Origin of the sequence: uncultured Clostridium sp. (assembly GCF_947039605.1) — a bacterium.
Classification (GTDB): Bacteria; Bacillota; Clostridia; order Clostridiales; family Clostridiaceae; genus Sarcina.
On record NZ_CAMQZG010000025.1, the window covers coordinates 13119 to 27701 of the forward strand.

The following is a 14583-nucleotide window of genomic DNA, read 5'->3' on the forward strand; positions in this document are numbered from 1 at the left end:
TTGTAAGTGTAAAAATTACGTAAGTAAAGTGTGAAATATTGAATTTTTTAAAATTAATGAAGTATAATGTATATATTAGAGATAAAAGAGGGAGACGAGGATGGATAAGATTTTAAAAAAAATAAAATATGCCTTTGCAATAGGGGGCTATATGCTGTATATGGGATTGTTTTTTATTAAAAGTTGGATTGTTCCAATTATAAGTAAACTAAGAGGCAAAGAAGCAGCGGAAAGATTTAAACATAGATCAGTTCAAAAGTGGTGTAAATTCACTTTTGATATAATTGGAGTTAAAGTAGAATATGAAGGAATAGAAAATATACCAAAAGAACATTGCTTGTTTGTTGGTAATCATCAAGGTATTTTAGATATACCAGCACTTATGATGGGTGCAAATAGAACTGTTGGGTTTATTGCAAAAAAAGAATTATTAAAAACACCTATTATGGGTAGATGGATTAAACTTTGTCATAGTGTTGCTATAGATAGAGAAGATCCTCGTGATGCTGTTAGAGTTATTAAAGAAGGCGTTGAAAATCTTAATGCAGGATATTCATTAGGGATTTATCCTGAAGGAACTAGAGCTAAGGATGGTAAAATTAAAGATTTTAAAGCGGGGAGTCTTAAACTTGCAATTAGAGCAAAAGTTCCAGTAGTTCCAGTTATGGTTGATGGAAGTTATAAAGCTTATGAACTTAATAAAAAATTTGAAGCTACAACTATAAAGATTAAGTATGGAAGACCTATTTATACAGATACATTATCTAAAGAGGAACAACGTGATTTAGCTAATTTAATACATAATCTTATTGAGAAAGATTTAGAAAAATGATAAAAAAAGCAGTAACACGTATATTTTTGTAAAAAGATATATGTGTTTTTTTATTAATTAATACATATAATAGTAAGAATATAGTGAAAAATGTTTTTATGTTAAAAATATAACCTATGCAATAAAATATAGTTAAACATTCAAAAATAGCGGTATAATTTTCTTAAAAGGTTATTTGAAATAAAAAAAATGAAAAAAATGAAAAAAAAGTTTTGAAAAATTGCAAATTGATGTTATAATAGATAAAAATGACATAGGAATAAAAATAACTTTATAGTAAAAATGTTTGGGGAATAAGGGGGTATACTTATGAGAAAAGAATTTTCTTTAAGTAATGATAAGGTAACTATAAATTTCACAGCTAAATACTGTGATAGTTTTGAGTCAATAATGAACAGTGAAGGTTTTAAAAGAATCGTTGAGGCTTATTTGAATAAGGCTAAAGATAAAAAGACTCATAATTTTAAGTTTTTAAAAAATTCATTAGGAACAGATGACGTTAAACTTTTAAGATGCGAACTTATAGGGGCATTTAAACTTTTATCAATGATGAAAGCGGAAGAGGTTATAGCTGTAAATACAAAATATGAGTTATTATTAGAAACTGAGAGTAAGTTATTAGCAGTAATCGAAGATATATATTCTTTCTGGAGAAAAATGGAGAGATATACTGTTATTCATAATAATAAAGTAAAAGCTGGAATTGCAGCAGTAAGTTTTGCAGAAGCTAATACATCATTCTCACAGTTAATATTAAGATTCTATAGAAGAATTACTAAAAACTTATTAAATGAAAGTCCAAGAGTATATAGACAGGTTCCAGCTGGTGGAAATGCATGTTTAATGTTAAATGAAGTTTTATGGCCAATTCCATCAGGATATGAAGTTTTAGAAAATATAGGATTTATAGATTCAATTTCATTAGAAACTCCATTTATAACATATCCTAAGAGAAATACAAGAGATGGGATGTTTAATGAAACTTTTGAGAATCCAATTAAAGGTATGAATATAAATAAGGACCATTGGTTCTGTTACCCTATCAAAGTAGGAAGTTTAATAGCACATATTTACTTCCATAGAGATTTTATGTCACATGGTATAACATTATGTAACTTATTTGAAATGGCAAAACCTTCAGAGTATAGAGGTAAAAAACCAGATCTTATATATGCATATGGTGATAAAGATGGTGATGAAGTTAAAACTGTATTCTACAATGATAAGAAGAATGATTTAATGGTAGGTTACGTAAATTATAGTGAAAATGTTGATTATTTTGGTTATATGAAAAAAATGATATTAACATTACACAATTTAGTTATGATTCAAAGAGAAAGTTTACCAGTACATGGTGCTATGGTAAAAATACTTCTTAAATCAGGAAAAGAAGCGAATGTTGTCATAATGGGAGATAGTGGAGCTGGTAAATCAGAGAGCTTAGAAGCATTTAGAACATTAAGTGAAGATTATATAAGTGAAATGACTATTGTTTTTGATGATATGGGACGTATTAGCATTGAAAATGATAATGTTTATGGATATGGTACTGAAATAGGTGCATTTGTTAGATTAGATGATTTAGATCCAGGATATGCATTTAAAGAAATTGATAGAAGTATATTTATGAATCCAGATAAAATAAATGCTAGACTTGTAATTCCGGTTGCAACATATGAAGAAATAATGGAAGGTTATAAAGTTGATTTATTCTTATATGCTAATAACTATACTGATGTAAGTGATGGAAGAGATTCTATAAGTTACTTTAAAACACCAAAAGATGCTATAGATACATTTAGAAGAGGTGCTAGAGTAGCTAAAGGAACAACTACAGAACTTGGACTTGTTGAATCATATTTTGCAAATCCATTTGGACCTGCACAAAAAAGTGAAGAGTGTGATATTCTTTTAGAAAGATACTTTAATAAAATGTTTGAAAAAGATGTTAAAGTTGGAGAAATTAATACATGCTTAGCGATAAGCGGAATGGAAAAAGAAGGTCCTAAAAAAGCAGCTTTAGAATTATTTGAAATTATAAAAAATCTATAAAATAAAAAAAGTTATTCTGAGGAAACTCAGAATAACTTTTTATAATCTAGAATATACTTTAAAGTCTTATATTTCTATCGATAGGTTGAGATAATGATATAAATGTATCAGTTCTATTTATCCCATCGATTACGTTTACCTTGTTTAATAATATGTCTTGTAAGTCAGATATGCTTTTACATACTAACTTAGCAAAGATAGTGTACGCTCCTGTTATTAAGTGAAGCTCTACAATCTCTTTGATTGCTGACAGATTATCAAAAATTTCATTGTATGATGAAGTACAATCGACATATATTCCAACAAAACAAGTTACATCGTAACCAAGTTTTGAAAGATTTAAAAGTATTCTAGTTCCTTTTATTATTCCTAAATCTTCCATTTTCTTCATTCTAACATGAATAGTACCACCGGAAACGTGACATATTCTTGCTATCTCAAGATATGGAGTTCTACAATCTTTGATCAGTATATCTAAAATTTGTAAGTCTAATTCGTCTAAATGCATTGAATTTGATAAAGACATAAAACCACCTCGTATTATATAATATTTTTTGATATTATTATTCTATCAAATTTCTTGGAATTTTTAAAGGAAAACTTACAGAATATTAAAATAAAATCAATAAAATCAATAAAATGTTCAAATTTAAGCCTAAATTTTGGAAAAAAAGTGCAGTTTTTATTTTTTTTTGTTGAAAATACAAGTAATTTAATTTAAAATTATACATAAGAAGATTTTTATGTATAAAGGAGGGGACGATTTTGTTTGAAATATTATTAGTAGTAGGATTTGCTATCGTTATATTCGCAGTATATGCGTTATTAAGTAGGTATGTATTTCCAAAAGTAAGAGTAAACAAATGGGTATTACTTGGAGTATCTATAGTAATCTTTGCGATTTCTATTTTTATCCCAGGAAACGGATCAAGTATTGATGTTACTAAAATATTATTATCAGGGCTTGCAGCAATAATATTCTTTTGGTTCTTTGATGTTAATAAGGATGGACAGCCTAGTATGAAAAAAGGCGAGAAGAAAATTAACATAAAAGCAAAAGCTAAACCTAATAGAGTTAAAAATAAAAACAATAAATAAAAAAAGAGTAGTATCTAATTTAATATTGATACTACTTTTTTGAATTTATAATGTATAAAGGGAGATATTATTATGAATCTAGAAATTAAGAATTTATTAGAGAAATCTCAATTAACTAGTAAAATGGTTGACTTAAATAATATAAAAATTGAAAATTTAGAAGATATATATGAAGATTACATAAAATATAGAGAATCTTATGAAAATCAGGCAGAGTTTATCGCAAGTATTTTAAGGTCAAATTCTAAGGTTCATAGCGTTAAATCTAGGATTAAAAAAAGTGATAGACTTATAGATAAGATAATAAGAAAAACTAGTGAACGTAAAGAAAAATATGGAAAGGATTTTGCATTTACAGTTGATAACTATAAAAATGAGATTAATGATTTAATTGGAATTAGAGTAATTCATATTTTAAAATGTGAATGGGAAGAAATTCATAAATTTATAAATGAAACTTGGAATGTTATAGAAATTACAGCAAATGTGCGTGAGGGGGATAATACTACAACTTTTAAAGAACTTGGAATAGAGGTTAGATCAAGACCATCTGGTTATAGATCAGTTCATTATCTAGTTGAGTTTTTTCCAACAAGTCAAAGAGTTATAGCAGAAATACAAGTTAGAACTATATTTGAAGAAGGTTATGGTGAAATTGACCATAGACTTAGATATTCTCATGATGAAATTCCAGAAATTTTAAAATCAAATTTATTATTGTTTAATAGAATAATTGGTAGTTCTGATGAAATGGCTTCACTTATAAATACTCTAAACTGTGAATTACTAAAAAAAGAAAATGAGATTGAAAAACTGAAAGGACTGTTAAAAAACAACTAAAAATAAAGAAAGGCTTTGATTAAATTTGTAATCAAGACCTTTCTTTATTAAAATTCCAAAAAAATAGGAGAGCTTATAGCTTCTCTTTTATCATTTAGAAGTATTTTTACAACATACCATTTTTCAGCAAATGAAGGTATCTGTTGATACATAAATTTTACTGTATGAATTTCTAAATTAGAAATTTCCTTCACTACTCTACCCGTTGAGGTTATTATTTGAACTTTAGAAATTTTCCTTATAGAATCTTCAATATTTACAAAGAATTTTAATAGTTTAGAGTCTTTAGCTAGAATTGTTGAACCCATAAAAGCAGAATTAATAGTAAAGTACATTTTAAGACTTTTGGATTCTGTAGAAAAAGTATGGTGATTTTTAAGTGCATATATTAAAGATTCTTCTGTTAAGAGAGGTGAAATTATCGCAGTTAGATTTTCTTCTTTACCTATATTTAATTTATGATTATCTTGTCCATTAATGGAACTGAGTTTCCAGCCTTTATCAAGCATATTATAATAAATCTTATCATGTTTAGTATATTTTTTCCCAAATATACCATTAGCGACTTCAATATTTGTAATAGCAGTATTTATTAATGGTGAAAAAGGAATCTCTAATACTGAATTATGAGGATGATTTATTGAAATTAAAGTGTTTTTATCTTTTAAACTCCAAAGCACAAGCGCATTTATATTAGTTACAGTTCCAGAAAAATAATTTTTAGGGTTAATTATATTAAAATGCCCCCATTCAGAGCTGTGGGTTTCAAAACCATGTAGTACTAAAAAAATACTCGCTCTTTTATTATATTTAGAAATTAATTTATTTGTTGTACTCCAATGTGACATTTTTGTATCTTTTTCAAATGCACTATTATGATCTGTTAATATTAAAAAATCTAAATCGTTTCTATAAGCCATTTCTATACATTCTGATGGACTTCCTTTCCCAGTAGAAATATTAGTATGACAATGTGGAACCCCATAAAAAAAATTAATTTTATTTATATCAACTAAATAAGGATTTTTTTTTGATTTTTTTTTGCTCAAAATTACACCTGCTTTCAAATGCTTATTATTCTTTTAAACTTTACTTTTTAAATAAACAAGGTTATATTATTAAGATAGATAGTAGACTTGTATTTTAGTAATATTGATAAAAAAATATATATAATAGCTTATTCAAATAATAATAGGCTTATAACTAAGAGAAGTAAGTAGTTTACCGCAGGAGGAAGAAATGATAAAAATAGGTGATTATAACATATTAAAAGTAGTAAGAAAAGCAGAAATTGGGATATTTTTAGATGGAGGAACTAGATCATCAAGTGATGATATACTAGTACCTAACAATAATTTGATAACTAAAGATATTGAAATTGGTGATAATTTAGAAGTATTTATGTATAGAGATACTTTTGATAGAATTATAGCTTCAGAGAAAAAACCTAAGGCTATAGTTGGAGAGGTGGCATACCTTGAAATTAAAGAAATTAAAGAGAGTCTTGGAGCATTTGCTGATATTGGACTTGAAAGAGATGTTCTTGTTCCACATAAAGAGCAGGGATATGATTTAGAAGTTGGAAAATCATATTTATTATATATGTATGTTGATAAAACAGGCAGACTTGCAGCTACAACAAATGTTGATAGATATTTAGAGAATATGGAAGATCCTCTAATGCATGAGGAAGTAACAGGAGTTGTTTATGGATTCCAAACAAATGGTTCTTTATGTGTTGCTATTGATAATCAATATAGAGCGGCTGTCTTAACAAGAGAGTTCTTTACAGCTTTTAAAGCAGGAGATACTATAACTGGAATTATAAACAGAGTTTATGAGGATGGAATGGTTACTTTAAGATTAAGAGCTAAGAAACTTGATGAAAAAGGTAAGTTAGAGGGTCAAATTTTAGATTATTTAAAAGCGAATAATGGAGAAATGAAACTTTGGGATAAGAGTTCTCCAGAGGATATTAAAGATGTATTCCAGTGTTCAAAAAAATATTTCAAAATGGCTTTAGGTGGATTATTTAAAGATAAATTAATAACAATTGATGAAAATGGAACAAAATTAGTATAAAGTTAAAGGATGTCTTAAAATAGACATCCTTTTTCTATTGTTTGTAGGTAAATAGCATATTATAATTGATGATATAAAGTTGCTTTTTGGAGGTAAATATGGAAATTAATAATATAGCTAGAAATAATAGAGCACAAATTAATAAGGAAAAAAAAATTCAAACAAAAAAAGATTTTTCTCAAAGTTTTAATGATGCTAAAGATCGTAAATCAGATGAGCAACTAAAAAAAATGATTGATAATATAAAAAACAAGGGGAATAAATTAGTTTTAACCAAATGTTATGCCGATGTTAGAGCTTATAAAAGGCTTATAAAAGAATATTTAACTGAAGTCTTAGAAGATATGTATAAGATAAAGAATAATACTAGTTTTTGGCAAACACAATATTTTATAACGGTTGATACTATTGATGAGAAATTAGAAGAACTTACACAAATTCTTTTAGCAGATGAAAAGGAAAATATATCTGTTGCAGCTACAATAGATGAAATTCAAGGGATGATTGTAGATATATATAGATAACTCGTCATTTTTTTATTCGGTGAAATCATAGTATTATTTATAGTACTATATAGGGTGAGAATTTTATGTTAAAACAAGGGACGTTAGTATTATGCATAAGTAATGAATTTGGAGTGCCCATTTATAATGCAAGGATAAGAATTGTAAATAAAGATTTCAAAACAACTATAAATACTAACTTATGTGGAATTACTACTCTTAAATTAGAACATGGAGAATATATTATAACGGTAACAGCTAATGAGTATAAAGGAAGAAAGTTCAAGGTTAAATTTTATGAAAAATGTTCTTTTTTATCTTTTAACCTTAGATTCATGTCTAATAAGATTTTTGGTTATATTCTAGATGACTTTAAGGGTGAAAGTTTAAAAATAAACCTTTTATATGAAGTAAGTGAAGGTACTTATATAAAAGTAAATGAATGTAAGTGTGATGAACAGGGGAAATATGTCTTTTATAATATTCCAAGAGGACATTATAAAGTTAAAGCAGAAAAAGAGTAGGGGGGAGTGTTTGCTAAACACTTCTTTTTTTGTAGCATTTTATGCGTGAAAATAATATAGATATAATATATGTATATAATAAAGGTTATTATAAAACTTATATTATAATAAAAAAAAACTCTTTTTATAGTAAAAGTATTGACAATGTAATATTTTAGGAATAGAATTTAAATAACTTAAAATAAAGGAGGATTTATATGGAGTGGATATGGCTTTTTGTGATAATTATAGCTGTTATACTTGATTTTGCAACATCAGATTTTATATTTGCCGGATTTGGAGTTGGTGCTATTTTAGCCCTTATTCTTAGTGTTTTTGAAATTTCTATACCAATTCAAATTATAACGTTTGGAGTAGTTGGAGCATTGTTTATTTTTGCAATTTACCCAATTATAAAAAAGAAAATAAAAAAAGAAAATTTAGGAACAAAAGTTATGGAAGCAAATTATATAGGACAAACTGTTATATTAGATAAAGATATTACAACAGAAATTCTAATGAAATTTGAAGGTATTTACTGGACATTTAAAAATACAGAAGATGAATCTATAAAAAAAGGTGATACTGCTGAGATTACAGGGATATCTGGAAATAAATTATTAATTAAAAAAAATAAAATATAGGAGTGATAATTATGGAAGGTTTAATAGTACTTGCGGTAGTGATAATTATTGTATTAATAGCAATTTTATCATCAATAAAAGTAGTTAATACAGGATATGTATATATTTTAGAAAGATTTGGGCAGTTTTATAAGGTGTTAGAGCCAGGTTGGCATATGACTATTCCATTTGCTGATTTTGTAAGAAGAAAAATTTCAACTAAACAACAAATTTTGGACATACAACCTCAAACTGTTATAACAAAAGATAACGTAAATATTCAAATAGATAATGTTATTTTCTATAAGGTTTTAAGTCCAAAGGATGCCGTTTATAATATAGAAGATTATAAATCAGCTATAATATACTCAACTATTACAAATATGAGAAATATAGTTGGTAATATGTCTCTTGATGAAGTTTTATCAGGAAGAGATAAAATAAACTGTGAGTTACTTGAGATAATAGATCAAGTAACAGATGCATATGGGATTAAAATTTTATCAGTTGAGATAAAAAATATAATGCCACCAAGAGAAATTCAAGAGGCTATGGAAAAACAAATGAAAGCTGAAAGAGATAAAAGAGCTCACATATTACAAGCTGAAGGTATGAAAATGAGTGAAATAGCTAAGGCTGAAGGAGAAAAAACTTCTAAGATTTTAAGAGCGGAAGCAGATAAAGAGGCTAATATTAGACGTGCTGAAGGTTTGAAAGAATCTCAATTATTAGAAGCTGAAGGTAAGGCAAAAGCTATTGAAGCTATTGCTTTTGCAGAATCTAAAGCTATTGAACTTGTAAATACAGCGATTATAGAATCAGGAACAAATGAAGTTGTAATAGCTTTAAAACAAGTTGAAGCACTTAAAGAAATGGCTAGTGGTCCAGCTAACAAACTTATCTTACCAAATGAAACATTATCTTCACTTGGTAGTATAGCGGCAATTGCTGATATATTAAAAGGATCAACAGATTCAAAAGAAATCAAATAATTCATAAGCACATGGTTATACTAAATAATCATGTGCTTATTTGTTATATAAAGTCTAGTTGATGATAACTTTTTTTTATTATGTTATAATATTATTAAACATTAAGAAAAAAAGTATTTGGAGAGGTTTTGACTATGAATTTTTGGTGCGAAGTTTATTTAAATCGATTAGAAAACAATATAGAAAAAATTAAAAAATTAACAAAAGAGAAATCACTTATAGGTGTAATAAAAGGTGATGCTTATGGTTTAGGACTAGCTGATATAGCAAACTTTATTGAAGATAAAGTTGATATAATAGCAGTTGCAGATATTGAAGAGGCTAATAAGGTATCATATGAAACTGATGTACTTATATTATCACCCCTTTGTCAGGAAACATGTTTTTCTCATAATAGAAAAAATTTAATATTAAGTATTGATAATAAAGAAATTTTAAATTCAATCTCAAAAGATGAAGAGTATAGAGTACATATTTATTTAGATACTGGTATGAATAGAATGGGAATTAAGCCAGTTGAACTTGATGAGTTTATAAAGTATATAAAGACAAACTATACTAATGTTAAGATAGAAGGTTTATATACTCATTTACACAAGGCTGCTGATGAGGAATACACTTTAAGACAGATAGCAGTATTTAAGAATGCAACAGAGAAATATAATGGTGAAATACCATTAATACATTGTCTTGCATCAAGTGGAATTATAAATGATAAACTTAGAGAGGCAGCTAGTTTTACTACTGCTGTTAGAGCAGGGAATATTCTTTATGGTTACATTGGTGCTGGAAAAGGTATGCAAAAAGTTTTTGATTATTATGCTAAGGCAGTTTCTGTTTATGAAATAAAGAATGGTGAAACTGTAGGCTATGGAGCAAAGTATAAAGCTAATAAAGATATGACTGTAGGTATCCTGCCAGTTGGGAATGTTCAAGGTCTTGGTGTTACAAGAGAAATACATAAAAATATTGTATATGATGTTGTAAGAGCCTTTATCAGATCATTTAAAGAAAGACCTATAATTTATCAAGAAAAGAATGCAGTTCAAGTATTAGGAAAGCCTAATATGAATGTTACTATTATAGATTTTGAAAATTATAATAAAGATTCAAAATTTAAGTTAGAGATGTCACCTATTATTTCTAATAGTTTAGTAGAAAAAAAATATATTTTAGAATAAAAATAAAGCTCATAATTCGAAAAAACGAATTATGAGCTTTATTTTTTAAAAAAACGTTTGACTGTAAAGGAATATAATGGTAATATATACTCATAACACGAATAATAATCATTATAATTAATTTAAAGTTCGTAATTGGGGGTAATTATGGTAGGGATGTTTTTTGTAGAAAAGAAAGCCGGATTTGATGTGGAAGCTAAAAGTCTTTTGCAAGATTTTAAAGAAAATTTAGCAATTGAAAGCCTAAAAGATGTAAGACTTTTAAATAAATATTTGGTTAGTGGTGATTTGATAGAACGTATAGAGGAAATAATACAGGAACCGCCGGTAGACAATTTATATGTAGATAAATTCCCTTTAAAAAAAGATGATATTTGTTTTGCAGTTGAATATTTACCAGGACAATATGACCAAAGAGCTGATGCTGCAAGTGAATGTTTTGCTATTTTAAATAAGGGTAAAAAAGTTGATGTGAAAAATGCTAGGATAGTAATTTTAAGTGGAGATTTAAGTGATAAAGAAATAAATGCTATAAAAAAATATTATATAAATACAGTAGATTCAAGAGAGGTTGATTCTTTAAGTACATCTATTGATGATTCATATTCTACACCAAAAGAAATTGAGATATTAAATAATTTCTTAAGTTATACAAAAGAGGGAATAACAGAATTTCATAAAAATAACTCATTAGCAATGAGTATAGAAGATTTATTATTAGTTCAAAATTATTTTAAATCAGAAGAGAGAGAGCCAAGTATTACAGAAATTAAGGTAATTGATACTTATTGGTCAGATCATTGTAGACATACAACTTTTGAAACTAGTATAACTAAAATCGAGGTTGAGGAAGGTCCTTATTCAAAGGTTATAAATACTGCGATAAAGAGTTATTCAGAAAGTAGAGAATATGTTTATGGAAAAAGAAAAAAAGATATAACACTTATGGATATTGCAGTTATATCTATGAAAGAAATGAGGAAAAGAGGCACACTTGCTGATTTAGATTTATCTGAAGAAATAAATGCCTGTTCAATAAATGTGAAAATAGAAACTGAAAATGGTATGGAAGATTATTTATTGATGTTCAAAAATGAAACACATAATCATCCAACAGAAATTGAGCCTTTTGGTGGTGCTGCAACTTGTCTTGGTGGTGCAATAAGAGATCCTTTATCAGGACGAACTTATGTATATCAAGCTATGAGAATAACGGGGAGTGCAAACCCAACAGTATCAATAAATGATACTATTGAAGGTAAATTACCACAAAGAACAATAACTCTTGGAGCTGCTCATGGTTATAGCTCTTACGGAAATCAAATAGGACTTGCAACTGGTGAGGTAAGAGAAGTTTATCATCAAGGCTATATGGCTAAGAGAATGGAAGTTGGTGCTGTCTTAGGTGCTGCTCCAAAAGAAAATGTTGTTAGGGAAACTCCAAAAGAAGGAGATTTAATAATATTACTTGGTGGAAAAACTGGAAGAGATGGCTGCGGTGGTGCTACTGGTTCTTCAAAAGAACACAATGTAGATTCTATAGAAGAGTGTGGGGCTGAGGTTCAAAAAGGTAATCCTCCTACTGAAAGAAAAATACAAAGATTATTTAGAAATAAAAATATAACAAAGCTTATTAAAAGATGTAATGATTTTGGAGCTGGTGGAGTTTCGGTTGCAATAGGTGAACTTTGTGATTCATTAGATATTAATCTTGACTTAGTACCTAAAAAATATGCTGGTCTTGATGGTACAGAGCTTGCAATATCAGAATCACAAGAAAGAATGGCTGTAGTAGTAAGAAAAGAAGATGCTAAGAAATTTATAGCAATGTCAAATGATGAAAACTTAGAGGCGACAATAGTAGCTAAGGTAACTAATACAGGCTATATGAGAATGTACTGGAATGAAAAGCAGATAGTTAGTTTAAAAAGAGAATTTTTAAATACTAATGGTGCAAAACAATATATGACTGTAAATGTAGTTAGTCCAAGTAAGGATGAAAATTATTTTGCTACAAAAAAAGTTACTGATCTTAAAGAAGAAATAATTTCAACATTGAAAAACTTAAATATAGGGTTACAAAAAGGTCTTGTAGAAAGATTTGATTCCACTATAGGTACTGGAACAGTATTAATGCCATTTGGTGGAAAATATCAATTAACACCATCAGAAGGAATGGCTTGTAAAATACCAGTTTTAAATGCTTCTACAAATACATGTTCATTAATGGCATCTGGAATTAATCCATATATTTCTAGTTGGAGTCCTTTCCATGGAGCATATTACAGTATTGTAGAATCTGTAACAAAAATTGTAACTATGGGTGGAGATTATAGAAATATAAGATTAACACTTCAAGAGTATTTTGAAAAACTTGGGACTAACCCTGATAGATGGGGCAAGCCTTTTGCTGCACTTATAGGAGCTTTTAATATTCAAAAAGAACTTAACCTTCCAGCTATTGGTGGTAAAGATTCTATGTCAGGTAGTTTTGGTGAAATGGATGTTCCTCCAACTTTAGTTTCTTTTGCTGTAACAACTGAGGAGAGCAAGTTTATTACATCTCCTGAATTTAAAAATTCAGATTCAAAAATATTACTTATCAAAACAAATAGAAATAATGATGAACTATTAGATATAAATGGATTTAAGAATAACTTAAATAAAGTTTATAGTTTAAATAAAGAAAATAAAATATTAGCTATGACATCAGTAAAGAATGGTGGATTAGTAGAAGCAATTTCTAAAATGGCTATTGGTAATAAAATTGGTGCAATAATTAATAGTATTAATAATGATATATTATTTGAAGCAAATTATGGGTCTATAGTTTTAGAAGTTTCAAATGATTTTGATTTTAGTCAGCTTGAAAATATAAACTATGCCCAAATTGGTCAAACAACTTCAAATCAAAATATTATCTTTAATAGTGAGAGCTTTGAAATCGAAACTGTAATTAATATGCTAAAAGAAACTTTAGAGGGTGTATTTAAAATAAAAACATCTGATAAAAATGAAGTAGTTGAAAATATAACTTATGAGGCTACGGATATTAAAAAATTTAAATTTAAAATTGAAAAGCCAAGAGTTTTAATTCCAGTATTCCCAGGTACAAACTGTGAGTATGATAGTAGAAAAGCTTTTGAAAAAGCAGGAGCAGAAGTTTGTGAAGTTGTATTTAGAAATTTAAATGCGTTAGTTTTAGAAGAGTCTTTAGATAGATTAGAGTCTGAGATTAAAAAATCACAAATAATAATGATTCCGGGTGGTTTTTCAGCTGGAGATGAGCCAGATGGTTCAGCTAAATTTATAGCAACAGTATTCAGAAATGAAAAAATTAAAGATGCTGTAACAGATTTATTAGAAAATAGAGATGGTTTAGTTCTAGGTATCTGTAATGGCTTCCAAGCATTAATAAAACTTGGACTTGTACCTTATGGAAAAATTGTAGATATAGATGAGAGTATGCCAACTTTAACTTATAACAACATTGGTAGACATATGAGTTCTATAGTGAAAACTAGAATATGTTCAAATAAATCACCTTGGTTTGCAAATGTGAGTGTAAATGATAATCACAATGTTGCAATATCACATGGTGAGGGGAGATTCTATGCAACTTCTGAAGTTTTAAATAAACTTTTAGAAAGTGGACAAGTTGCAACTCAGTATGTAGATTTAAATGGAAATGCTACACCTAATATGCCATATAATCCGAATGGTTCAGTAATGGCAATAGAGGGTATAACTAGTTTTGATGGAAGAGTGCTTGGTAAAATGGGACATTCAGAAAGAGTTGGTGAGAATCTTTATAAAAATATTATTGGTGAATTTGATCAAAGAATTTTTGAGGCAGGAGTAAATTACTTTAAATAAA

At 27.8% G+C, this 14583-nt stretch carries 13 protein-coding genes; 11 read left to right on the forward strand and 2 right to left on the reverse strand.

Annotated elements, in window-relative coordinates:
• The first annotated feature begins 160 nt into the window (after positions 1 to 160).
• Positions 161 to 832, forward strand: coding sequence for a 1-acyl-sn-glycerol-3-phosphate acyltransferase (locus tag Q0V24_RS10440; protein ID WP_297521185.1), 672 nt, complete (start codon positions 161 to 163; stop codon positions 830 to 832).
• A gap of 309 nt (positions 833 to 1141) precedes the next feature.
• The gene (locus Q0V24_RS10445) at positions 1142 to 2884 is read left to right on the forward strand and encodes a phosphoenolpyruvate carboxykinase (RefSeq protein ID WP_297521193.1); all 1743 of its coding nucleotides are present in this window, start codon (positions 1142 to 1144) and stop codon (positions 2882 to 2884) included.
• Positions 2885 to 2942: 58 nt separating this feature from the next.
• Here Q0V24_RS10445 and Q0V24_RS10450 read toward each other — a convergent pair whose 3' ends face one another.
• Positions 2943 to 3410, reverse strand: coding sequence for an Lrp/AsnC ligand binding domain-containing protein (locus tag Q0V24_RS10450; RefSeq protein WP_297521195.1), 468 nt, complete (start codon positions 3408 to 3410; stop codon positions 2943 to 2945).
• Between the two features lie 239 nt (positions 3411 to 3649).
• On the opposite strand from Q0V24_RS10450, the gene Q0V24_RS10455 reads away from it, so the two are divergent.
• Both Q0V24_RS10455 and Q0V24_RS10460 read left to right on the forward strand, forming a co-directional pair.
• Positions 3650 to 3982 (forward strand): hypothetical protein, encoded by a 333-nt coding sequence (locus tag Q0V24_RS10455; protein WP_297521214.1) that lies wholly within the window; start codon positions 3650 to 3652, stop codon positions 3980 to 3982.
• Positions 3983 to 4105: 123 nt separating this feature from the next.
• Positions 4106 to 4822, forward strand: a complete 717-nt coding sequence (locus tag Q0V24_RS10460) for a RelA/SpoT domain-containing protein (RefSeq protein WP_297521290.1) — start codon at positions 4106 to 4108, stop codon at positions 4820 to 4822.
• Between the two features lie 47 nt (positions 4823 to 4869).
• Here the strand turns inward: Q0V24_RS10460 and Q0V24_RS10465 are convergent, their stop codons facing one another.
• Positions 4870 to 5871, reverse strand: a complete 1002-nt coding sequence (locus tag Q0V24_RS10465) for a CehA/McbA family metallohydrolase (protein ID WP_297521216.1) — start codon at positions 5869 to 5871, stop codon at positions 4870 to 4872.
• Positions 5872 to 6061: 190 nt separating this feature from the next.
• On the opposite strand from Q0V24_RS10465, the gene Q0V24_RS10470 reads away from it, so the two are divergent.
• From Q0V24_RS10470 to Q0V24_RS10500, 7 genes are all read left to right on the forward strand, one after another.
• Positions 6062 to 6904 (forward strand): S1-like domain-containing RNA-binding protein, encoded by an 843-nt coding sequence (locus tag Q0V24_RS10470; protein ID WP_297521218.1) that lies wholly within the window; start codon positions 6062 to 6064, stop codon positions 6902 to 6904.
• 98 nt (positions 6905 to 7002) lie between these two features.
• Positions 7003 to 7428, forward strand: a complete 426-nt coding sequence (locus Q0V24_RS10475; protein WP_297521220.1) for a YaaR family protein — start codon at positions 7003 to 7005, stop codon at positions 7426 to 7428.
• Positions 7429 to 7493: 65 nt separating this feature from the next.
• On the forward strand, positions 7494 to 7931 hold the full coding sequence (locus Q0V24_RS10480) for a hypothetical protein (protein WP_297521222.1): 438 nt from the start codon (positions 7494 to 7496) through the stop codon (positions 7929 to 7931).
• A 197-nt stretch (positions 7932 to 8128) separates the two neighbouring features.
• Positions 8129 to 8554 (forward strand): NfeD family protein, encoded by a 426-nt coding sequence (locus Q0V24_RS10485; RefSeq protein WP_297521224.1) that lies wholly within the window; start codon positions 8129 to 8131, stop codon positions 8552 to 8554.
• A gap of 11 nt (positions 8555 to 8565) precedes the next feature.
• A complete protein-coding gene (locus Q0V24_RS10490; RefSeq protein WP_297521226.1) occupies positions 8566 to 9525 on the forward strand; it encodes an SPFH domain-containing protein in 960 nt (319 codons plus the stop codon).
• A gap of 134 nt (positions 9526 to 9659) precedes the next feature.
• Entirely contained in the window at positions 9660 to 10706 is a 1047-nt protein-coding gene (locus Q0V24_RS10495) for an alanine racemase (protein WP_297521228.1), read from the forward strand.
• Positions 10707 to 10853: 147 nt separating this feature from the next.
• Positions 10854 to 14582 (forward strand): phosphoribosylformylglycinamidine synthase, encoded by a 3729-nt coding sequence (locus tag Q0V24_RS10500; protein ID WP_297521230.1) that lies wholly within the window; start codon positions 10854 to 10856, stop codon positions 14580 to 14582.
• Position 14583 lies beyond the last annotated feature (1 nt).